This is a genomic window from Pseudooceanicola sp. NS-SX9 (assembly GCF_057380705.1).
Genome location: NZ_CM170818.1, coordinates 1187286 through 1208321, shown reverse-complemented (window position 1 = coordinate 1208321; position 21036 = coordinate 1187286). Strand labels below are relative to the sequence as shown.

The window sequence follows — 21036 nt, the reverse complement described above, 5'->3', positions numbered from 1 at the left end:
TCCCCGCCCTTTTCGTTCAAGCTTTTGAAATCTCTGGTCCCCTAGCCTGCCCCTGTCAGCACCCGCTGTCGTCACAGGGGCCAGAGCCATGCAGGTCGTCATCCCGCCGAACCAATATGCCAACCGTCGCCGCCACACGCGCTATGCGTTGCGCCGCAGTTGCGAGCTGATCTTTGAAGACAAGGTGATGACGGCCACGCTGGTCGACATCTCGCTGGGGGGGGCGGGTCTGCAGCTGCCGCTAGCGGCCAGCAATTACGGGCCCATGGGGCGGATGCGCTTTCGTCTGCCGCAGATCTGCAACCTGCGCTCGGACCTGCGCTGGACGGCCCACCATCGCATCGGCCTGCAGTTTGATGCGCAATCAGCGCGCCAATCGGGCGCGCTGATGTCATTGCTTACGGAACTGGAGCGTCGGGATCAGGCCGACAGTCGCGAAATGACCACCGTCACCTCGGGCTTCTTGCCGATCTCTCCCTGAGCCGAGTTGCGCACGACGCGCCGCAGGGCCTCTTCCAGCTTGTCGTCATCGCGCATGGTCTTGGCATCCGCCCGGCCCAGGAACTGGCTCAGGTCGGCTTCCAGGATGTCCACCAGCGACACGCCGGACTTGCCGGTTTCCGGCAGGCCCATCAGATCGCACCAGGGATCGCCCAGCGGCTCGTCATCCTCGTCGATGACGGCGGTGACGGTGACATGGCCGTTCAGCGCCATGCGGATCCGGTCACGCACGATGCCGTCCAGCGCGCCGATCTGGATCGAGCCATCCAGATAGGTGCGGCCGGTCTCGATGTATTCGACGACCTTGGGGGCATTGCCCGACAGTTCGATCATCATGCCGTTGACGCAGACGAAAGAGCCGCGGCCCTTCGCCATGCTGATCTTGGCATGTTCGCGCAGGTGACGGTGTTCGCCGTGCATCGGGATGACGATCTGCGGGTTCACGATGTCCTGCAGACGCTCCAGATCCGGGCGGTTGGCGTGGCCCGACACGTGGTAGCGCCCGGCATGGTCGTCGATCACGTCAACGCCCATCTGGCTGAAATTGTTGATGATCGAGATCACCGACTTTTCGTTGCCCGGGATGGTCTTGGACGAGAACAGGAAGGTATCCCCCTCGCCCAGCGTGATGCCGTGGTGCTTGCCGCGGGCCAGCTGCGCGGCCGCCGCGCGGCGTTCGCCCTGGCTGCCGGTGACGATCATCATCAGGTTCTCGCGCGGGATCTCGCGGGCGTCCTCGATGCTGATCACCTTGGGGAAGCCCGACAGGATGCCGGTTTCCTGACCCGCCTCGATCATCCGGCGCATGGCGCGGCCCAGCAGGCAGACCGACCGGCCCGCCTTGTCGCCCGCCACCGCCAGCGATTTCACCCGCGCGATGTTCGACGCAAAGGTCGTCGCCACGAAGATGCCGGTATCGCAGGAGGCGACCAGTTTCTCGACCTCAGGCTCGACCTCGGATTCCGAGCGGCCGGGATTGGGCGAGAAGACGTTGGTCGAGTCGCAGATCAGCGCCCGCACGCCGCCCTTCGAAACATCGCGCCACAGCGCCTCGTCGAAGGGTTCGCCGACGATCGGGTTGGTGTCCAGCTTGAAGTCGCCCGAGTGGATGATCCGCCCCGCCGGCGTGTCGATCACCAGCGCGCTGCTTTCGGGGATCGAATGCGACATCGGCAGGAAGCCCACCTTGAACGGGCCCGCCTTGACGGTTTCCGGCCAGGCGCTGACGGTGGTGACGACATGATCGCCCAGCCCGTATTCGCCCAGCTTGCCGCGCGCGATATTCGCCGTGAAGGCGCGCGCATAGATGATCGGGGCGCCCAGGCGTTCGTAAAGGTGCCCCACCGCGCCCACGTGATCTTCGTGGGCATGGGTGATGAACACCGCTTCCAGCCGGTTGCGGTTCTCTTTCAGCCAGGTGATGTCGGCAAAGATCAGATCCACCCCCGGCGTCGTCTCCATGTCGGGGAAGGCGACGCCCAGATCCACGAGGATCAGCCGCTCGTTTCCGGCCGGTCCGTACCCGTAGACATAGGCATTCATCCCGATTTCCCCGGCACCGCCGAGCGGAAGGTAGATGAGCCGATCCGTTGTCATGTAGCCCCTAGCATCTGGTTGTGGTCATAGATGATCCTGAGACCGTGAATGGTCAGGAATTCGTCGAAATGGTCGAACAGCGTATCGCCCTGTCCGAAGAGGGGCGCAAGCCCCCCGGTCGAGATAATTCGCATGGGGCGCGCGTATTCGCTGCGGATCTGGCCACAGATTTCCCGGACAAGGCCCACATAGCCCCAGAAAACGCCGCTTTGCATGCAGGCCACGGTATTGGTGCCGATCACCTGCGCGGGCCGCGTCACATCCACGTGCGGCAGGGCGGCGGCGCTTTCGTGCAGCGCCTGCAGCGACAGGTTGACCCCCGGCGCGATGACGCCGCCCACGTAGGCGCCGTCCTCGGCCACCACGTCAAAGGTGGTGGCAGTGCCGAAATCCACCACGATCAGGTCGCCGCCGTAACGCTCGAAGGCGCCGGCGGTGTTGACCAGCCGGTCCGGGCCCACCTGGGTGCCGGCATCGACGCGCGGCGCCTTCGGCAGGGCGCATTCGGGCTTGCCCACCACATAGGGACGACAGTTGAAATAGCGATCCGCCAGCACCCGCAGGTTGAACACCACCCGCGGCACGGTCGAGGAAATGATCACCGCATCGATGTCGACGGGTATCTTGTGATGCGTCAGCAGCGTCGACAGCCAGACGTAATACTGGTCAGCGGTGCGCTGGTGGTCGGTCGAGGTGCGCAGCGTGCACAGGAACTCGGTGCCGTCCCAGACCGAGAAGACGGTGTTGGTGTTGCCGCAATCAATGGCCAGCAGCATGACGGGGCCCCCTCCTCCGGGGTCGTGAGGCTAGAAGAAGACGTCGGCCGCCGCGATCGCATGTCGCGTGCCGCCCGCCGTCAGGACAAGATGTCCGTTTTCGTCGATGGTCTCGAACCGGCCGGTCAGGGCGGTATTGCCGAAGCGCGCCGTGATCTCCTGGCCCAGGCGCGTGGCGCGGTCCAGCCAGGCAGTGCGGATCGGGGCGAAACCGCGGGTGCGGAAGGTGTCCTCCTGCGCCGCATAGGCCGCAGCCAGCGCCGTCAGAAAGTCTTCGGGGGGGATCTGAACGCCCACCTCGGGCAGCAGCGCCACGGGCCGCAGGGCGCGGGCCTCGACCTGCTCGGGCGGGGGGGCTTCGGCCAGGTTGACACCGATGCCGATCATCAGGCCTTCGATGCGGTTCCGCCGCAGGACGCTTTCCAGCAGGATGCCCGCCAGCTTGCCACCGTTCAGCAGCACGTCATTGGGCCATTTCAGCGCGAAGGGGGCGGTGCGGCCGGTGACCATGACCAGCGCGTCATAAAGCGCCAGCGCCGCGACGAAGCTGCGCAGCGCGATCCGGTCGGGGGTTTCATCCGCCAGCGGCAGGACCAGCGTGGCGGCGAAATTGCCCACCGGGTTCGCCCAGGGCCGCCCGCGGCGGCCCCTGGCCTTGGTCTGCTGCGCGGCCGAGATCCAGAGGGGGCCCGGCAGCGTATCGAACTGTCGCGCACCCTCGTCCAGGGTGCTGTCCACCTGCGCCAGGGCCAGGCGGCCATAGCCGCCGGGCCAGCCTTCGGGCAGCGGCGCCAAGCTCACTTCACCAGCGAGACGGCGGCGGCCTTCGCCACGTCTTCCAGACCGAACAGGTTGACCACACCGATCAGCATGATCGCGGCCGACACCGTCAGGAACGCCAGCAGCACGGGGTTCTTCGATTCGTCCAACGGCTCTTCCGAGGATTTGCCGAAGTACATGAAGTAGACCACGCGCAGGTAGTAGAACGCGCCCACCACCGAGGCCAGCACCGCCATGATCGCTAGCCACGCCATGCCGCCTTCATAGGCCGCGCGCAGCACGTAGATCTTGGCGAAGAAGCCGATGAAGGGCGGCACGCCCGCCATCGAGAACAGCAGCAGCAGCAGCGCCAGCGCACGGCCCGGTGCCGCCGAGGCGTACACGTTCAGCGAGCGGATGTCGGTCACCGGTTGCCCGTCGCGTTCCATCGACATGATGAAGGCGAAGGCGCCGATGTTCATCGTCACGTAGATCGACAGGTACAGCAGCATGGACTGCACGCCCAGCACGGTGCCCGCCGACAGGCCCATCAGCGCATAGCCCATGTGGGCGATCGACGAATAGGACATCAGGCGCTTGATGTTGGTCTGACCGATCGCCGCGACCGAACCCACCACCATCGACAGGAAGGCGATCATCGCCGTGACCTGCTGCCAGTCGCCCACGACGCCACCGAAGGCATCATAGAGGACGCGGGCAAACAGGCCCATGGCGGCGAATTTCGGCGCCGTGGCGAAGAAGGCGGTGACCGGCGTGGGCGAGCCCTCGTAGACGTCCGGCGTCCACATGTGGAACGGCACGGCCGAGACCTTGAACGCCAGGCCCGAGATCATGAAGACAATGCCGAACAGCAGGCCGACCGGCGCATGGCCATGACCCGCGGCCTCCAGGATGCCCGAGAACAGCGTGGTCCCCGAGAAGCCATAGACCAGCGAGGCGCCGTACAGCAGCATCCCCGACGACAGCGAGCCCAGGATGAAATACTTCAGGCCCGATTCCGTCGACTTCAGGAAATCGCGGCGGATCGAGGCCAGCACGTAAAGCGCCAGCGACTGAAGTTCGACGCCCATGTAGAGGGTGATCAGGTCTCCGGCCGAGACCATGACCAGCATCCCCAGCACCGCAAGCGCGATCAGGATCGGGAATTCGAACAGCAGCACCTTGCGGCGCGCCATGTGTTCGAGGCCCATCACCAGCACGGCCGCGGCCGAGAACAGGATGCCCACCTGGGCATATTGCGAGAAGCCATCGGCATTGTACATGCCGTGGAAGGCGGTCATCCCGGTGGGCCGGATCGAAATCCACAGGCCCAGCAGGACGAAGACGGCGGCGGTGACCCAGCTGAGGATACCCGCGATCTTGTCCTTGCCCAGGTAGACCCCCAGGACCAGGGCCACCATCGCGTAGATCGCCAGGACGATCTCCGGGAGGATGATGTTCAGGTCGGACTGAAGCATGTTGAAAGGATCCTCCGGGTTCAGTGCGATGCGGCCGGCGCGGCGGTCTCGGCGGTGGCCGCAGGGATGCGGCCCGCCTCTTTCAGCGCGGTCTGGTTATGCTCGACAAGGGCGCCGATCGTGGGGCCGACGCGGTCGGTCACGAAGCTGGGGTAGACGCCAAGGAACAGGGTCATGGCGACCAGCGGGCCCATGATGAGCTTTTCGCGCAGGTCGAGGTCCTTGATGGTCTTCAGGCTTTCCTTCAGCAGCGGGCCCATGACCACGCGGCGGTAAAGGTACAGCGCATAGGCCGCCGACAGGATGACGCCGGTGGCCGCGACCATCGCGATCCAGGTGTTGACCTGGAAGATGCCGACCATGGTGAGGAATTCACCGATGAAGCCCGAGGTGCCCGGCAGGCCGACGTTCGCCATGGTGAAGAACATGAAGATCAGCGCATAGGCGGGCATCCGGTTCACCAGGCCGCCGTAGGCCTCGATCTCACGCGTGTGCATGCGGTCGTAGATGAAGCCCACCGACAGGAAGAGGCCGGCCGAGATGAAGCCGTGCGACAGCATCTGGAACATCGCGCCGTCCATGCCCTGCTGGTTCACCGCGAAGATCCCCATGGTGACAAAGCCCATGTGCGCAACCGACGAATAGGCGATCAGCTTTTTCATGTCGGTCTGCACCAGCGCCACCAGCGAGGTATAGACGATGGCAATGACCGACAGCCACAGCACGAAGGGCGTCAGCACGTCCGCCCCCACCGGGAACATCGGCAGCGAGAACCGCAGGAAGCCGTAGCCGCCCATCTTCAGCAGGATGGCCGCAAGGTCGACGGACCCGGCCGTCGGCGCCTGAACGTGGGCGTCAGGCAGCCAGGTGTGCACCGGCCACATCGGCGTCTTGACGGCGAAGCCCACGAAGAAGCCGAAGAACAGCAGCGTCTGCAGACCGCCCGGGATCACGAAGCCGAACAGCGTGATCGGATCCGAGCTAAAGTCGTACTTCATCAGGGCGACGATGTCGGTCGTGTGGGCGTGCTCGTAGATGACGATCATCGAGATCAGCATCATGACCGAGCCGAGGAAGGTGTAGAGGAAGAACTTGAAGGTCGCGTAGATCCGGTTCGGGCCGCCCCAGATGCCGATGATCAGGAACATCGGGATCAGGCCTGCCTCGAAGAAGACGTAGAACAGGATCAGGTCCAGCGACATGAACACGCCCAGCATCAGCGTTTCCAGGATCAGGAAGGCGATCATGTATTCCTTCACCCGCCGCTTCACCCGCCAGGAGGCGGCGATGGTGATCGGCATCATGAAGGTCGTCAGCATCACGAACAGGACCGAGATCCCGTCGACGCCCATCTTGTAGCGCAGGCCACCCAGCCAGGGACGGTCCTCGACCATCTGGAAGCCGGTGTTCGAGCCGTCGAACTGGAACAGGATGAACAGCGACACCAGGAAGGTCAGCGTGGTGGCGATCAGCGCCACCCACTTGGCATTGCGCTGCGACGCCCGGTCCTCGCCCCGCAGGAAAATCGCCAGGATCAGCGCCGCGATGGACGGCATGAAGGTGACGATGGACAGAAGGTTGTTCATTAGTGTGCCCCTCCGATGAGCGTCATCCAGGTCACAAGGGCCGCGATGCCGATCACCATCGTGAATGCATAGGTAAAGATGTAACCGCTCTGCCAGCGACCGATCAGGCGCACGAAGGCGGGGACCAGCCCGAGGGCAACGCCGTTGACGGTGCCGTCGATGATGGTGCCGTCACCGCGTTTCCAGAACAGACGGCCGACAGCGAAGGACGGACGCACGAAGAGGAAGTCGTAGATCTCGTCGAAGTACCACTTGTTCAGCAGGAACAGGTACAGCGGACGGTTGGCATCGGCCAGCCGCTTGGGCAGCGAGGTGTCCTTGACGTACATCACCCAGGCAATCAGGAAGCCGATCGCCATGGCGATGAACGGGCTGACCTTGACCCAGGCGGGTGCGTGGTGGGCGGTCTCGATGACCTCGTTATGGGGCGACATGTAGATGGCGCCCATGGCCCCTGCCGCGTCATGGCCGGGCATCCGGAAGAACGCCGCCATCTTGTCCAGATCGCCGAAGAACGAGCCGTACCAGACCATGCCCGCCAGTACCGCGCCGACCGACAGGACCGCCAGCGGGATCAGCATGACCATCGGGCTTTCATGCGCATGTTCATGCGCGTGCTTGTCGCCGCGGGGCTTGCCGAAGAAGGTCATGAAGATCAGCCGCCAGGAGTAGAAGGCGGTGAACAGCGCCGCGATCACCAGCATCCAGAAGGCATAGCCGCCGTTGGTGCCGGCCCAGACGCTCTCGATGATGGCATCCTTGGACAGGAAGCCCGCGAAACCGATGTGGGTGAAGGGGATGCCGACGCCGGTGATGGCCAGGGTGCCGATCACCATCGCCCAGAAGGTCATCGGGATCTTGTCCTTCAGGCCGCCGTAGTTGCGCATGTCCTGTTCGTGGTGCATCGCCGTGATGACCGAGCCCGCCGAAAGGAACAGCAGCGCCTTGAAGAAGGCGTGGGTCAGCAGGTGGAACATCGCCGGGCCGTAGGCGCCGACACCCGCGGCCGCGAACATGTAGCCCAGCTGCGAGCAGGTCGAATAGGCGATGACGCGCTTGATGTCGTTCTGCACCAGGCCGATGGTCGCCGCGACGAAGGCCGTGGTGGCGCCCAGGAAGGTGATGAAGGCCATGGTCTCATGCGCGCTCTCCATCAGGGGCGACATGCGGCAGACCAGGAAGACACCGGCGGTCACCATGGTGGCGGCGTGGATCAGCGCCGACACCGGGGTCGGGCCTTCCATGGCGTCCGCCAGCCAGGTGTGCAGGAACAGCTGTGCCGATTTGCCGGCCGCGCCGACGAACAGCAGGAAGGCCAGCAGGTTCGCCGCGTTCCAGTCGCGCCACAGGAAATGCAGCTCGGTGCCGGCGATCTTCGGAACCTGGTTGAAGATGGTGTCGAAGCTGGTGGAATCCGCCAGGAAGTACAGGCCCAGGATCCCCAGCAGGAAGCCAAAGTCGCCGACCCGGTTGACCACGAAGGCCTTGATGGCCGCCGCCCCCGCCGAGGGCTTCTTGTAGTAGAAGCCGATCAGCAGATAGGACACCAGGCCCACGCCTTCCCAGCCGAAGAACATCTGCACCAGGTTGTCCGAGGTGACCAGCGCCAGCATCGCGAAGGTGAAGAGCGACAGATAGGCGAAGAAGCGCGGACGGTATTCCTCGGCCGGGCCGAAGTTCTCGTCATGCGCCATGTAGCCGATCGAGTAGAGGTGCACGAAGGCCGAAACCGTGGTGACCACGATCAGCATGATCGTCGTCAGCCGGTCAACGCGGACACCCCAGGAGGTATCGAGCGTGCCGCTCTGGATCCAGCGCAGGATCTCGATGTGCTGGGTGGTCTCGGGGGTGGTGAAGAAGGCGATCCAGCTCAGCAGGCAGCAGAAGAACAGGACCCCGGTCGCGAGGTACTGCGCGCCCTTCACCGAGATCACGCGCCAGCCGAAGCCCGCGATGATCGCCGATGCCAGGGGCAGCAGGAGGATGATGGGGACCATGGGCTCAGCCTTTCATCACGTTGACGTCTTCCACGGCAATCGTGCCGCGGTTGCGGAAGAAGCAGACGAGGATGGCCAGGCCGATCGCCGCCTCGGCGGCAGCCACCGTCAGCACGAAGAGCGTGAAGACCTGCCCCGCAAGATCCCCCAGGAAGCTGGAGAAGGTGACGAGGTTGATGTTCACCGACAGCAGGATGAGCTCGATGCTCATCAGCAGGATGATGACGTTCTTCCGGTTCAGGAAGATCCCGAAAATCCCGATGACGAACAGCACGGCCGCCACCGTCAGGTAATGTTCGATTCCGATCATGTCCCTCGGTCCCTCACTTGTCGCTGCGGTTGGCCGGGCGCCCCGTTCGGGGGTCTGCCGGGGCCATCCGGCTAGTTGTCATCTGCCGCAGCTGCGGCGCTCGGGCGGGTGTGGCGATCCTTGCGACCGGCATCACAGCCCCTGCCCCGGTTTCACGTCCTTCATCTTCAGCTGCACCTTCGGATCGCGCCACATCTGCTCCAGCACGTTCTGGCGCTTGATGTCCTTGCGATGGCGCAGGGTCAGCACGATGGCCCCGATCATCGCGACCAGCAGGACCATGCCCGCCAGTTGGAACGGCAGGAAGTAGCGATCAAAGATCAGCATCCCCAGGGCGTTGGTGTTGTGCACGTTCTCGGGCGTCACGGCGGTCCGGGCGGCCTCGGCCGTCGAGGCCTCGTGCCAGGAGCCATAGGCCAGACCGAACTGCATCAGCAGGATCAGACCGATCAGCAGCGCCAGCGGCATGTACTTGGCCATTCCCGCCTTCAGCTCGGCGAAGTCGACGTCCAGCATCATGACCACGAACAGGAACAGCACCATGACGGCGCCGACATAGACGATGATCAGCAGCATGGCGACGAATTCCGCCCCCAGCAGAACGAAAAGCCCCGCCGCAGAAAGGAACGTCAGGATCATCCAGAGCACCGAGTGGACCGGGTTCCGGGAGATCACCGTGAAGAGGCCACCTGCAATCGCGCAGAGCGCGAAGAGGTAGAAGGAGAAAGCGGCGACGGTCATGACTCATCATCCTCTGGTTCGTCCATGACTTCCTTGGCGAGCGCGGCGGCCCGGGTCATGGCGGGTATGCCGGCGAACATCGACATCTGTGCGATGGCCTCGGCGATTTCCTGTTTCGTGGCACCGGCCTCAAGCAGGTGGCGCACGGTGAGGCGCAGCTGGCCTTCGGCCTGCGCACCATGCATCGTCAGACCCGCAAGGGTCAGGAACAGGCGGGTCTTGGCGTCCAGCCCATCCTTGTTGAAGGCCTTGCCAAAGGCCATCTCCATCCAGTCCCGGGGCATCACCGGCCAAAGGGTTTCAAAGCCCTTGGGGGTGAAGTTTTCCAGGGCGGGGTTCATGGCCTTCGCCATGTCCTGCGCCTGGGCCATGAAGAATTCAAACGGGGATTTGGGATCGCTCACGCCGCCTGCCCCCCTGCCGAAAGCGCCGCTGTCAGCGCCGAAAGCACCGCCATGTAACCGGCGATCCAGTCGGCCTCCTGTCCGGTGCCTTCCAGCAGCTCGGGGGCGCGCAGCCCCACCATCTGCGCCAGCCGCAGCAGGGGTGCGCGCGGCAGGTCGCGGATCTCGGCCTGGATGGCCGCAGGCAGGGCCTCGCGGGTCTGGGTGGCATCCGGCGCCGCCGGGTCCAGGACACCCGCCACGATCCCCAGGATGGCAAAGGCATCCTCAAGCTCGCTGTCGGTAAAGTCGTCCTCGGCCCAGGCGTCGTCGCAGACCGCCAGGATTTCCTGGATCACCGGCACGCCGACCTCGGCCACGCCAGAGAGCAGCTCTTGCGCGGTGTCGGTGTCGTAGATGCCGATGTCCCAGCCCATGATCGGTCCTCAGCGGTAGGGAGCGTCCAGCTCCAGGTTGCGGGCGATCTCGGCTTCCCAGCGGGCGCCGTTGTCCAGAAGCTTGGCCTTGTCGTAGTACAGTTCTTCGCGGGTCTCGGTCGAGAACTCGAAGTTCGGTCCCTCGACGATGGCATCCACCGGGCAGGCTTCCTGGCAGAAGCCGCAGTAGATGCATTTCGTCATGTCGATGTCGTAGCGCGTGGTGCGGCGCGAGCCGTCCTCGCGCGGTTCGGCGTCGATGGTGATGGCCTGCGCGGGGCAGATCGCCTCGCACAGCTTGCAGGCGATGCAGCGTTCCTCGCCGTTGGGATAGCGGCGCAGCGCGTGTTCGCCGCGGAAGCGGGGCGACAGCCGCCCCTTTTCATGCGGGTAATCCAGCGTGGGCTTGGGCGTGAAGAAGTACTTGAAGCCCAGCTTGAAGCCCTTGAAGAAATCGACCAGCAGAAAGTACTTGGCCGCGCGGGTATAGTCGACGCTTGCCATGGATCAGCCTCCAATCACCCAGCGGGCCCAAGCACCGCCGAACAGCTCGAATTTCGCGAGGAATGCCACCAGAACGACCCAGCCCAGCGACATCGGCAGGAAGACCTTCCAGCCGATCCGCATCAGCTGGTCGTAGCGGTAGCGCGGGGTGATGGCCTTCACCATGGCGAAGACGAAGAACACCAGGACGCATTTGCCGATGAACCACAGCACGCCGTCGGGCAGGCCCGGAATGGGCGACAGCCAGCCGCCGAAGAACAGCGTCGTCATCAGCGCGCACATCAGCACGATGGCCACGTATTCGCCGATCATGAACAGCAGGAAGGGCGTCGAGGAATATTCCACCTGATAGCCCGCCACCAGTTCCGATTCAGCCTCGGGAAGATCGAAGGGGGGGCGGTTGGTCTCGGCCAGGGCCGAGATCAGGAACAGGAAGACCATCGGCAGGTGCGGCAGCCAGTACCAGCTGAACAGGCCGTAGCGGCCTTCCTGCGCATGAACGATGTCGGTGAAGTTCATCGAGCCGGTCGAGATGATCACGCCGATGATGATCAGGCCGATCGAGACCTCGTAGGAGATCATCTGTGCCGCCGAGCGAAGCGACCCCAGGAACGGGTACTTCGAGTTCGACGCCCAGCCGCCCATGATCACGCCGTAGACCTCAAGCGAGGAGATCGCGAAGACATAGAGGATCGCCACGTTGATGTTCGAGACGACCCAGCCGTCGTTGAACGGGATCACCGCCCAGGCGATCATCGCCAGCGTGAAGCTGAGCATCGGCGCCAGGAAGAAGACGAACCGGTCGGCGCCCGCGGGCACCACGATTTCCTTGGTGATGTATTTGCCGAAGTCGGCAAAGCTTTGCAGCAGGCCGAAGACGCCCACCACGTTCGGGCCCTTGCGCAGCTGGACCGCAGCCCAGACCTTGCGGTCACCGTATAGAAGGAAGGCCAGCGCCACCAGCAGCGGCACGACAACCAGTAGCACCTGTCCGATGATGAGCAGCAGGATGCCTAGCGGGTTGGTGGTGAAAAACTCAGCCATATGTCCTCACACCGTCGGTATTCCGTTGTCCCGCGCTTTGCGCGGAGATGATCCCCCTCCGGATCATCCGTTTGCCTTTGGGCCGTGCTGTCAGTGCGGTATAAACCGCATCTGACGCGCGGACACCAGAGCCATCGCGGATAATTCCTCGCGGAAATCTTGCAATTTTTTCCCCGTTCCCTACCGGCTGCCGGACCGCACACGCGCAGGCCGGGAACACCCCTCGGGTGCCCCCTGCCCGGCGGTTGATCCGCAGCGTCAGGGCCACCGGGGCGCTCACTCTGCCGCCAGCGGACGGGCCGCCCGTTCGGCAGCCAGCCGCGACAGCTCCGCCATCACCTGCGAGGCCCGTGCGATGGGATTCGTCAGGTAGAAGTCGGCAACCGGCTTGGCGAAGGGACCCTCGAAGACGGTGCCCGCGGGCTCGGCCTTCCAGGTGTTTTCGGGCACCAGATCCAGCTGGGCCAGCAGCGGATGCGCCGCGATCATCTTGCGGCGCAGCTGCGCCAGGCTGTCCCAGGGCAGGGTCTGGCCCAGTTCAGCCGAAAGCGCCCGCAGGATCGCCCAGTTTTCCTTGGCCTCGCCCGGGGCATAGGCCGCGCGCATGGCCAGCTGGGGACGGCCTTCGGTGTTCACGAACAGGCCGTTTTCCTCGGTGTAGGCGGCGCCGGGCAGGATCACGTCGGCGCGATGCGCACCGCGGTCACCATGGCTGCCCTGATAGATCACGAAGGGACCGGCGGGGATGTCGATCTCGTCGGCACCCATGTTGTAGATCACCTCGGCCTGCAGCGCGGCGGCGATGCCGCCCTCGCAGACCGCGCCCACGTCCAGAGCGCCGACACGGCCGGCGGCGGTGTGCAGCACCAGGAAGCCGGCACCGGCCTTTTCGGCCAGGTATTGCGCGGCCGCCAGCACCGCGGCGCCATCGGGGCCGGTCAGCGCCCCCTGCCCCAGGATCACCACCGAAGGCTTGCCCTCCAGCGCGGCAAAGTCCTGCTCCATCAGGCGCAGCAGATCCGAGCGGTCGGCGCCGAAATGGGTGTGCTCATAGGTCAGCTCGGCGGCTTCGCCCACCAGCGTGACCTCGGCGCCCTTCAGCCAGGCCTTGCGGATGCGGGCGTTCAGCACCGGCATCTCGGTCGCCGGGTTGGCGCCGATGATGAAGATCGCCTTGGCGGTGTCCAGGTCCTCGATCGTGGCGGTGCCGACATAGGCCGAACGGTTGCCCGCGGGCAGCTTGGCGCCGTCGGTGCGCGCCTCGACCACGCCGCCCAGACCCTCGATCAGGGTCTTCAGCGCATAGGCGGCCTCGACCGGCATCAGGTCACCGACCAGACCGGCGACGGATTTGCCGGCAACGGCGGCCTTGACGGCAGCCAGCGCCTGGGCCCAGGTCGCGGGCTTCAGCTTGCCGTCGATGCGGACATAGGGCGTGTCCAGGCGCTGGCGGCGCAGGCCGTCCCAGATGAAGCGCGTCTTGTCGGAAATCCATTCCTCGTTCACGCCGTCATGGTTGCGCGGCATGATACGTTTGACTTCGCGGCCCTTGGTATCGACCCGGATATTGGCGCCCATCGCGTCCATGACATCGATGGTCTCGGTCTTGGTCAGTTCCCACGGGCGGGCGGTGAAGGCATAGGGTTTCGAGGTCAGCGCACCGACCGGGCACAGGTCGATGATGTTGCCCTGCAGGTTCGAAGCCAGCGTCTGGTTCAGATAGCTGGTGATCTCGGCATCCTCGCCGCGGCCGGTCTGGCCCATCTGGGTGCTGCCCGCGACCTCGGTGGTGAAGCGGACGCAGCGCGTGCAGGAAATGCAGCGCGTCATGTGGGTTTCGACCAGCGGGCCCAGGTTCAGGTCATCAGAGGCGCGCTTGGCCTCGCGGTAGCGCGAGAAATCGACGCCATAGGCCATCGCCTGGTCCTGCAGGTCGCATTCGCCGCCCTGGTCGCAGATCGGGCAATCCAGCGGGTGGTTGATGAGCAGGAACTCCATCACCCCTTCGCGGGCCTTCTTCACCATGGGAGAGTTGGTCTTGACCACCGGCGGGGCGCCATCGGGGCCCGGCCGCAGGTCCTTGACCTGCATCGCGCAGGAGGCCGTGGGCTTGGGCGGGCCGCCGACGACCTCGACCAGGCACATGCGGCAGTTGCCGGCGATCGACAGACGCTCGTGGTAGCAGAAGCGGGGCACTTCGACGGCGGCCTGCTCGCAGGCCTGCAGCAGGGTCAGGGCCGGATCGACCTCGATCTCGCGGTCGTCGATGATGATCTTGCGAAGGTCAGACATGGATGCTCACTTTTCTCTCAGAAGGACACCGATCTGGCTGTTCCGTGCGATCTCGCGCTTGCCGAGGGTGCACAGGTCAGCGTCCTTGTCCGGGTCCAGCCCCTGGGATTTGACGTAACTTTCGCCCAGCTTGCGGATACGGGCCTTTTCCGCCTTGCTGGTGACGTATTCCTTGATTTCCGCGGTCGTGTAACCCATCTCAAGCGCCTGGTTCTTCAGTTCATTGAGGAACAGCAGACCCTTGATGGTGCGCGGTTCGATCTGGTCGCAGCGCTTGCCGATCTCGATGGCGATGCCGACCCACAGCATCGGCCGGTCGAGCGAGGCGACCTCGCGCAGCGGCAGCCGCCCGTCGGCCTGTGCCGCCAGCCCCGTGGCGGCCATCACCCCGCCCAGGACCGCGGCGGCAAGCCAGCGGCGCCTGTGCCGCATGAACGCCTGCACCCGGCCACGCAGGCCGGACCGCGGGCGGCCCTGCGGCGCGCGGGGATATGCCGGGCAGATCACCATCCGGCGCAGAGCCCGTGCAGGACCATCACGGTGCCCTGCATCTGCGGCGGATCAGTTTCGGTCGATCCGGGCAGCCAGCTGTGATCGGAATTGCCGAAGGCGCCGATGCAATAGGCCACCGCCTGATAGTCGGCCGCCGCGCGGGCGCCCTTCAGGCTTTGCGGCGCATCCTTGACCGTCACCACGAACTGCTGGCGCATCGCCGGGTCCGCTTCGGCCTTGGCCTTGAAATACTTGCCGTCGAACGCCGGCACGCCGGAATTGGCCATGCTGGTGCAGGAGGCAACCCCCAGAACCAGTGCGCCAAGCGCGAGACCCTTCAGCAGGCTATGTCGCTTCATCCGCAGCACCGTATCAGCTCGCTTTCGGCATCAGGATCGAAGCCGACCGGCCGGTCTTCTGCTTCTTGATGCGGTCTTCGATTTCGCCGCGGAAGTGGCGCACCAGGCCCTGGATCGGCCAGGCGGCCGCATCGCCCAGGGCACAGATCGTATGGCCCTCGACCTGCTTGGTCACCGACAGCAGCATGTCGATTTCCTCGACCTCGGCCTCGCCCGTGACCAGGCGGTCCATGACGCGGCTCATCCAGCCGGTGCCTTCGCGGCAGGGCGTGCACTGGCCGCAGCTCTCATGCTTGAAGAACTTGGCCAGACGCCAGACGGCCTTTACCACGTCGGTGTTGTTGTCCATCACGATCATGCAGCCGGTGCCAAAGCTGGACTGGTTCTGACGCATCCAGTCGAAATCGAAGATCGCGTCTTCCAGCTTGTCGCGCGGCAGGACGGGGCAGGACGCACCGCCCGGGATGATGGCCTTGAGGTTGTCCCAGCCGCCCCGGATGCCGCCGCCGTGCTTTTCGATGATCTCGCGGACCGACAGGCCCATCTGTTCCTCGAAGACACAGGGGGTGTTCACATGGCCGGTCAGCGCCATCAGCTTGGTGCCGACGTTGTTCGGACGCCCGAAGCTGCTGAACCATTCCGCACCGCGACGGATGATCGTCGGCACCACGGAAATCGATTCCACGTTGTTCACCGTGGTCGGGCAGCCATACAGGCCCGCACCCGCCGGGAACGGCGGCTTCATCCGGGGCATGCCCTTCTTGCCTTCCAGGCTTTCCAGCAGGGCGGTTTCCTCGCCACAGATGTAGGCCCCTGCCCCGTGGGTCAGGTAGAGGTCGAACTTCCACCCCGAACCGCAGGCATTGTCGCCCAGGAAGCCCGCGTCATAGGCCTCGTTGATGGCGGTCTGCAGGGCTTCGCGTTCGCGGATGTATTCGCCGCGGATGTAGATGTAGGCGGCATGGGCCCCCATCGCAAAGCTGGCGATCAGCGCGCCCTCCACCAGGTGGTGGGGGTCGTGGCGCATGATCTCGCGGTCCTTGCAGGTCGCGGGTTCGGATTCGTCGGCGTTGATCACCAGATAGGAGGGGCGACCATCGGTTTCCTTCGGCATGAAGGACCATTTCAGGCCGGTCGGGAAGCCGGCGCCGCCGCGGCCGCGCAGACCCGAGTCCTTGACCTGCTGGATGATCCAGTCGCGCCCGTTGGCAAGGATGCCGCCGGTGTTGTCCCAAAGGCCGCGCGCCTGCGCGCCTTTCAGGGAGCGGTCCTTCATCCCGTAGAGGTTCGTGAAGATACGGTCCTGATCCTGGAGCATGTCTTACCCTTTGTCATCCCGGCGCGCGCGCCAGATCCGTGTCGCCTCCACCAGCGCCCACAGAAGGACGCATATGGCCGCGAAATCCAACAGGAAGGCGTACCGTACCGGCAGCCCCATCTTACCCCCGACGACCTGGAGCGCCATCCAGGACAACATCGTCACCGCAATGACGATGCCGGTCCGGCGGCCCCTGCGGGCCAGGTCGGTCTCCCGAGTACGGTTTCCCGTCATCTGCGGTCCTCATCCGGCGGGGTGCACACCCGCCTTCGGGGTCAACTTGCCCGGCAGGGCCCGCGTCCGGGCCGCACCGGCTGGTGTCGTCGGAGGCGCCTCAGCGCATCCAGGGCGCGACGATCGGAACCTCGGTCCCGTCGATGCGCTTGATGGTCTCGCCGATGTCGACGGCACGCTGCGCGCTGGCGTTGTGCGGCGCGCGCTCGGCCGGGTCGAAATCGGTCAGCACCTTCGGGCCGCCCAGCGGCTCGGCGGCATAGCGGCCGTTCTGCGGACCCGGCACCGGAACTTCGCCCGCTGCAAGCTTGTCGAGAATGGCCGCAAAGCCCTCGACCGTCAGGTCCTCGTAATAGTCCTTGCCGATCGCCGCCATCGGCGCGTTCGAGCACGCCCCCATGCACTCGACCTCTTCCCACGAGAACTTGCCGTCCGCGGACAGCGTCATGGGTTTCGGGGCGATCTTCTGCTTGCAGACGGCGATCAGGTCCTCGGCGCCGCAGATCATGCAGGTCGTGGTGCCGCAGACCTGGATATGCGCAACGCTGCCAACGGGTTGCAGCTGGAACATGAAGTAGAAGGTCGCGACCTCGAGGACCCGGATATAGGCCATGCCCAGCATGTCGGCCACGGTCTCGATCGCGGGCTTGGTCAGCCAGCCTTCCTGTTCCTGTGCCCGCCACAGCAGCGAGATGCAGGCACTGGCCTGGCGGCCTTCCGGGAATTTGGCGATCTGCGTCTTGGCCCAGGCCAGGTTCGCCTCGGTGAAGGCAAAGCTAGCGGGCTGTTCGTGGTGCAGGCGTCTCAGCATCGGCTCAGGTCCCGTCCTTCTCTCGTGTCTCTGACCGCGGGGATCGGGACCCCGCTTGCCCCTTCGGGGCCTTCATTCCTTGTGCCCCGGGGGGCAGCACCGCGGCACCCCCTGGGGCGCCTGCGGTCCTTACTTGGCCTTCGGGGCGCAGGCGCCGGTGACCAGGCGGACACCGCCGCCCTCCAGGCCCACGGCCTGCTTGGTGGCCATCCGGTACTGCGCCAGCGCAATCGCCTGATCCCGGCTGAGGCCGGTCTGCAGTTCGACCGGCAGGTAGTCGCGTTCCGTCCGCAGCTCGCAGCCGACCGAGGCGACGGCGGCGTCGAAGGCGGCGCCCTGGGCCTCGGTCACATCCATCGGACGCATGGCACAGGCCGAAACGGCCAGCGCCCCTGCCCCGCAGAGGCAAAGGGCCAGACCGTGCAGGGCACGCGCCGCCATCAGCGGTCGACCTCGCCGAAGACGATGTCCATCGAGCCGATGATCGCCGCCACGTCGGCCAGCTGGTGCCCCTTGGCCACGTGATCCATCGCCTGCAGGTGCAGATACCCCGGAGCCCGGATCTTGGCGCGGTAGGGCTTGTTGCTGCCATCCGCCACCAGATAGACGCCGAATTCGCCCTTCGGCGCCTCGACGGCCGCGTAGACCTGACCTTCGGGAACGTGGAAGCCTTCGGTGTACAGCTTGAAGTGGTGGATCAGGCTTTCCATCGAGGTCTTCATGTCGCGCCGTTTCGGCGGCGTCAGCTTGCCGCGCACCAGCACGTCGCCGGGGGTCTCGCGCAGCTTGACCAGGGCCTGACGGATGATCTTGGTCGATTCGCGCATCTCGGCCATGCGGCACAGATAGCGGTCGTAGCAGTCGCCATTGGTGCCCACGGGCACCTGGAACTCGAACTCGTCATAGCATTCGTAGGGCTGCGCACGGCGCAGGTCCCACGCAAGGCCGGTGCCCCGCGCCATCACGCCCGAGAAGCCGCGCTGCAGGATGTCTTCCTCGGTCACCAGACCGATGTTGACGTTGCGCTGCTTGAAGATGCGGTTTTCCGTCAGCAGTTCGTCGATGTCATCCAGCTTGGGCGGGAATTCGATCGCCCATTCCTCGATATCGTCGATCAGCTTGTCGGTCAGGTCCTGGTGGACGCCGCCGGGGCGGAAATAGGCGGCGTGGAAACGTGCCCCCGAGGCCCGTTCGTAGAACATCACCAGCTTTTCACGCTCGACAAAGCCCCAGAGCGGCGGCGTCAGCGCGCCCACGTCCATGGCTTGGGTCGTGACGTTCAGCAGGTGGTTCAGCACGCGGCCGATCTCGCAGAACAGCACCCGGATCAGCGAGGCACGCTTGGTGATCTCGGTGCCGGTCAGCTTTTCGATGGCCAGGCACCAGGCATGTTCCTGGTTCATCGGCGCCACGTAGTCGAGGCGGTCGAAATACGGCAGGTTCTGCAGGTAGGTGCGGCTTTCCATCAGCTTTTCGGTGCCGCGGTGCAGCAGGCCGATATGCGGATCGGCGCGCTCGACGATCTCGCCGTCAAGTTCCAGCACCATGCGCAGCACGCCGTGCGCTGCCGGGTGCTGGGGCCCGAAGTTGATGTTGAAGTTGCGGATCTTCTGTTCGCCGGTCAGGGCGTCCTCGAAGCCTTTGGACCCGTCCATCATTTCGCCTCCGCTTTCTTCTCGTCGCCGGGCAGGATGTACTCGGCGCCCTCCCAGGGCGACATGAAGTCGAACTGGCGGTATTCCTGCACCAGCTTGATCGGTTCGTAGACGACGCGCTTGGCGGTCTCGTCATAGCGGACCTCGGTATAGCCCGAGGTCGGGAAGTCCTTGCGCAGCGGGTGGCCACGGAAGCCGTAGTCGGTCAGCAGGCGCCGCAGGTCCGGGTGACCCGAGAACAGGATGCCGAACATGTCGAAGACTTCGCGCTCGAACCAGTTGGCCGAGGGGTGCACGGCGGTGATCGAGGGGACCAGCTCGTCCTCGCGGATCGCGGCGCGCAGGCGGATGCGCTGGTTCTGGTACATCGACAGGAAGTGGTAGACCACGTCGAACCGCTTGGGACGTTCCGGCCAGTCGATGGCGGTGATGTCCACCAACGACGAGAACCGGCACGACGGATCCGTGCGCAGGAATTCCACGAAGGCCACGATGGCCGAGGGGATGACGTCCAGGGTCAGTTCACCAAAGGCGACCTCCCAGCCAGAGACGGCTTCGGGGTGCTTGCCTTCGATATAGGCGCCAAGTTCTTTCAGGGCTTCGCTCATCGTGGCTCCTCCTCAGCGGACCAGGGTGCCGGTGCGACGGATCTTCCGCGCCAGCTGCAGGATGCCGTACAGCAGCGCCTCGGCGGTGGGGGGGCAGCCGGGCACGTAGATGTCCACGGGCACGATGCGGTCGCAGCCGCGCACCACCGAATAGCTGTAGTGGTAGTAGCCGCCGCCATTGGCGCAGGACCCCATCGAGATCACGTAGCGCGGTTCCGGCATCTGGTCGTAGACCTTGCGCAGCGCCGGCGCCATCTTGTTGGTCAGCGTGCCCGCGACGATCATCACGTCCGACTGGCGCGGCGAGGCGCGCGGCGCGATGCCATACCGTTCCGCGTCGTAATGCGGCATCGAGGTATGCATCATCTCGACCGCGCAGCAGGCCAGGCCGAAGGTCATCCAGTGCAGCGAGCCGGTGCGCGCCCAGGTGATCAGGTCTTCGGAGGTGGTCAGCAGAAAGCCCTTGTCCTGCAGTTCGCGGTTCAGCGCCTGGGTCGCGACCTCACGGTCGGCACCTGCGGTGTTGGATCCGGCCATCACTCCCATTCCAGGGCTCCCTTCTTCCATTCATACAGAAAGCCCACGGTCAGCACGGCCAGGAAGACCATCATCGACCAGAACCCGGTCATCGAAATGTCCTTGAAGGCCACCGCCCAGGGGAACAGCATCGCGATCTCGAGGTCGAAGATGATGAACAGGATCGAGACGAGGTAGAAGCGGACATCGAATTTCATCCGCGCGTCATCGAAGGCGTTGAAACCGCATTCGTAGGCACTGACCTTCTCGGGATCCGGGTTGCGGACCGCGATCAGCATGGCGGAGAAGATAAAGAACAGACCCAGGGCAACTGCGACTGCCAGAAAGATGAGGATGGGAAGATATTCCCGCAGCATCTCTTCCACGAATGGCTCCTTTCATGGGCGGCGGGGTCCGGAGGGGCCCCGCAGGGCTGTTCCGGGTTTACTCTGCCCCCCCGGCGTGGTCAACCGACGCGGGGCGTTTTCGCCCCCTCTCACGGTGATGCGTCGGCTTTGGTAAACAATTGAATACCAAGGTTTTGCCCGTGAAGATTGCGGTTAACGGAGAGTTTCCGACGCAACGGAAATACCCAAGAGATTCGGTCAGGAATAGATGACGGAATCACTCGGATTAAGG

The 21036-nt window shown here is 64.8% G+C and carries 23 protein-coding genes and 1 pseudogene; 1 reads left to right on the top strand and 23 read right to left on the bottom strand.

All coding sequences use genetic code 11. The annotated features are described in order from the left end of the window. The first annotated feature begins 88 nt into the window (after nucleotides 1–88). Nucleotides 89–481 (top strand): PilZ domain-containing protein, encoded by a 393-nt coding sequence (locus tag AC2ITM_RS05760; protein WP_486468868.1) that lies wholly within the window; start codon nucleotides 89–91, stop codon nucleotides 479–481. Here AC2ITM_RS05760 and AC2ITM_RS05755 read toward each other — a convergent pair. The 23 genes and pseudogenes from AC2ITM_RS05755 to AC2ITM_RS05645 all read right to left on the bottom strand — a co-directional run bounded on the left by AC2ITM_RS05755 (nucleotide 421) and on the right by AC2ITM_RS05645 (nucleotide 20783). Beyond that, nucleotides 421–2097: a ribonuclease J gene (locus AC2ITM_RS05755; RefSeq protein WP_486468867.1), complete on the bottom strand. Its 1677-nt coding sequence runs from the start codon at nucleotides 2095–2097 to the stop codon at nucleotides 421–423. The two genes, AC2ITM_RS05760 and AC2ITM_RS05755, sit on opposite strands and share 61 nt — an antisense overlap. After that, nucleotides 2094–2873 carry a type III pantothenate kinase gene (locus tag AC2ITM_RS05750; RefSeq protein ID WP_486468866.1) on the bottom strand — a complete coding sequence of 260 codons (780 nt, stop codon included), beginning with the start codon at nucleotides 2871–2873 and terminating at the stop codon, nucleotides 2094–2096. The genes AC2ITM_RS05755 and AC2ITM_RS05750 overlap by 4 nt, the downstream gene beginning before the upstream one ends. A gap of 30 nt (nucleotides 2874–2903) precedes the next feature. Then, nucleotides 2904–3659 carry a biotin--[acetyl-CoA-carboxylase] ligase gene (locus tag AC2ITM_RS05745; protein ID WP_486469398.1) on the bottom strand — a complete coding sequence of 252 codons (756 nt, stop codon included), beginning with the start codon at nucleotides 3657–3659 and terminating at the stop codon, nucleotides 2904–2906. A gap of 11 nt (nucleotides 3660–3670) precedes the next feature. Continuing rightward, on the bottom strand, nucleotides 3671–5110 hold the full coding sequence (nuoN, locus tag AC2ITM_RS05740; RefSeq protein ID WP_486468865.1) for an NADH-quinone oxidoreductase subunit NuoN: 1440 nt from the start codon (nucleotides 5108–5110) through the stop codon (nucleotides 3671–3673). Between the two features lie 20 nt (nucleotides 5111–5130). Continuing rightward, nucleotides 5131–6696 (bottom strand): NADH-quinone oxidoreductase subunit M, encoded by a 1566-nt coding sequence (locus tag AC2ITM_RS05735; protein WP_486468864.1) that lies wholly within the window; start codon nucleotides 6694–6696, stop codon nucleotides 5131–5133. Next, a complete protein-coding gene (gene nuoL, locus AC2ITM_RS05730) occupies nucleotides 6696–8693 on the bottom strand; it encodes an NADH-quinone oxidoreductase subunit L (protein ID WP_486468863.1) in 1998 nt (665 codons plus the stop codon). The genes AC2ITM_RS05735 and nuoL overlap by 1 nt, the downstream gene beginning before the upstream one ends. A 4-nt stretch (nucleotides 8694–8697) precedes the next feature. After that, nucleotides 8698–9003, bottom strand: coding sequence for an NADH-quinone oxidoreductase subunit NuoK (gene nuoK / locus AC2ITM_RS05725; protein ID WP_486468862.1), 306 nt, complete (start codon nucleotides 9001–9003; stop codon nucleotides 8698–8700). A gap of 132 nt (nucleotides 9004–9135) precedes the next feature. Continuing rightward, nucleotides 9136–9744, bottom strand: coding sequence for an NADH-quinone oxidoreductase subunit J (locus AC2ITM_RS05720; protein ID WP_486468861.1), 609 nt, complete (start codon nucleotides 9742–9744; stop codon nucleotides 9136–9138). Next, entirely contained in the window at nucleotides 9741–10148 is a 408-nt protein-coding gene (locus tag AC2ITM_RS05715) for a carboxymuconolactone decarboxylase family protein (RefSeq protein WP_486468860.1), read from the bottom strand. Before AC2ITM_RS05715 ends, AC2ITM_RS05720 begins: the two co-directional genes overlap by 4 nt. After that, a complete protein-coding gene (locus AC2ITM_RS05710) occupies nucleotides 10145–10564 on the bottom strand; it encodes a hypothetical protein (RefSeq protein ID WP_486468859.1) in 420 nt (139 codons plus the stop codon). The genes AC2ITM_RS05715 and AC2ITM_RS05710 overlap by 4 nt, the downstream gene beginning before the upstream one ends. A 9-nt stretch (nucleotides 10565–10573) precedes the next feature. Continuing rightward, on the bottom strand, nucleotides 10574–11068 hold the full coding sequence (gene nuoI, locus AC2ITM_RS05705) for an NADH-quinone oxidoreductase subunit NuoI (protein ID WP_486468858.1): 495 nt from the start codon (nucleotides 11066–11068) through the stop codon (nucleotides 10574–10576). Nucleotides 11069–11071: 3 nt separating this feature from the next. After that, nucleotides 11072–12112 carry an NADH-quinone oxidoreductase subunit NuoH gene (gene nuoH / locus AC2ITM_RS05700; RefSeq protein WP_486468857.1) on the bottom strand — a complete coding sequence of 347 codons (1041 nt, stop codon included), beginning with the start codon at nucleotides 12110–12112 and terminating at the stop codon, nucleotides 11072–11074. A gap of 276 nt (nucleotides 12113–12388) precedes the next feature. Then, nucleotides 12389–14404 carry an NADH-quinone oxidoreductase subunit NuoG gene (gene nuoG, locus AC2ITM_RS05695; protein ID WP_486468856.1) on the bottom strand — a complete coding sequence of 672 codons (2016 nt, stop codon included), beginning with the start codon at nucleotides 14402–14404 and terminating at the stop codon, nucleotides 12389–12391. Between the two features lie 6 nt (nucleotides 14405–14410). Then, the gene (locus AC2ITM_RS05690) at nucleotides 14411–14836 is read right to left on the bottom strand and encodes a DUF5333 domain-containing protein (RefSeq protein ID WP_486468855.1); all 426 of its coding nucleotides are present in this window, start codon (nucleotides 14834–14836) and stop codon (nucleotides 14411–14413) included. A gap of 71 nt (nucleotides 14837–14907) precedes the next feature. After that, entirely contained in the window at nucleotides 14908–15255 is a 348-nt protein-coding gene (locus tag AC2ITM_RS05685; RefSeq protein ID WP_486468854.1) for a hypothetical protein, read from the bottom strand. Nucleotides 15256–15268: 13 nt separating this feature from the next. After that, entirely contained in the window at nucleotides 15269–16573 is a 1305-nt protein-coding gene (gene nuoF / locus AC2ITM_RS05680; RefSeq protein ID WP_486468853.1) for an NADH-quinone oxidoreductase subunit NuoF, read from the bottom strand. Nucleotides 16574–16576: 3 nt separating this feature from the next. Beyond that, nucleotides 16577–16807: a DUF5337 domain-containing protein gene (locus AC2ITM_RS05675; RefSeq protein WP_486468852.1), complete on the bottom strand. Its 231-nt coding sequence runs from the start codon at nucleotides 16805–16807 to the stop codon at nucleotides 16577–16579. 106 nt (nucleotides 16808–16913) lie between these two features. Continuing rightward, nucleotides 16914–17618 (bottom strand): annotated as a pseudogene (nuoE, locus tag AC2ITM_RS05670) (NADH-quinone oxidoreductase subunit NuoE); the annotation flags it as partial. A gap of 129 nt (nucleotides 17619–17747) precedes the next feature. Then, nucleotides 17748–18059 carry a hypothetical protein gene (locus AC2ITM_RS05665; RefSeq protein WP_486468851.1) on the bottom strand — a complete coding sequence of 104 codons (312 nt, stop codon included), beginning with the start codon at nucleotides 18057–18059 and terminating at the stop codon, nucleotides 17748–17750. Further along, nucleotides 18059–19273 (bottom strand): NADH-quinone oxidoreductase subunit D, encoded by a 1215-nt coding sequence (locus AC2ITM_RS05660; protein WP_486468850.1) that lies wholly within the window; start codon nucleotides 19271–19273, stop codon nucleotides 18059–18061. Before AC2ITM_RS05660 ends, AC2ITM_RS05665 begins: the two co-directional genes overlap by 1 nt. Continuing rightward, on the bottom strand, nucleotides 19273–19881 hold the full coding sequence (locus AC2ITM_RS05655) for an NADH-quinone oxidoreductase subunit C (RefSeq protein ID WP_486468849.1): 609 nt from the start codon (nucleotides 19879–19881) through the stop codon (nucleotides 19273–19275). Before AC2ITM_RS05655 ends, AC2ITM_RS05660 begins: the two co-directional genes overlap by 1 nt. A 12-nt stretch (nucleotides 19882–19893) precedes the next feature. Continuing rightward, nucleotides 19894–20418: a NuoB/complex I 20 kDa subunit family protein gene (locus AC2ITM_RS05650; protein ID WP_160892020.1), complete on the bottom strand. Its 525-nt coding sequence runs from the start codon at nucleotides 20416–20418 to the stop codon at nucleotides 19894–19896. Then, the gene (locus AC2ITM_RS05645) at nucleotides 20418–20783 is read right to left on the bottom strand and encodes an NADH-quinone oxidoreductase subunit A (RefSeq protein ID WP_486468848.1); all 366 of its coding nucleotides are present in this window, start codon (nucleotides 20781–20783) and stop codon (nucleotides 20418–20420) included. Before AC2ITM_RS05645 ends, AC2ITM_RS05650 begins: the two co-directional genes overlap by 1 nt. Nucleotides 20784–21036 lie beyond the last annotated feature (253 nt).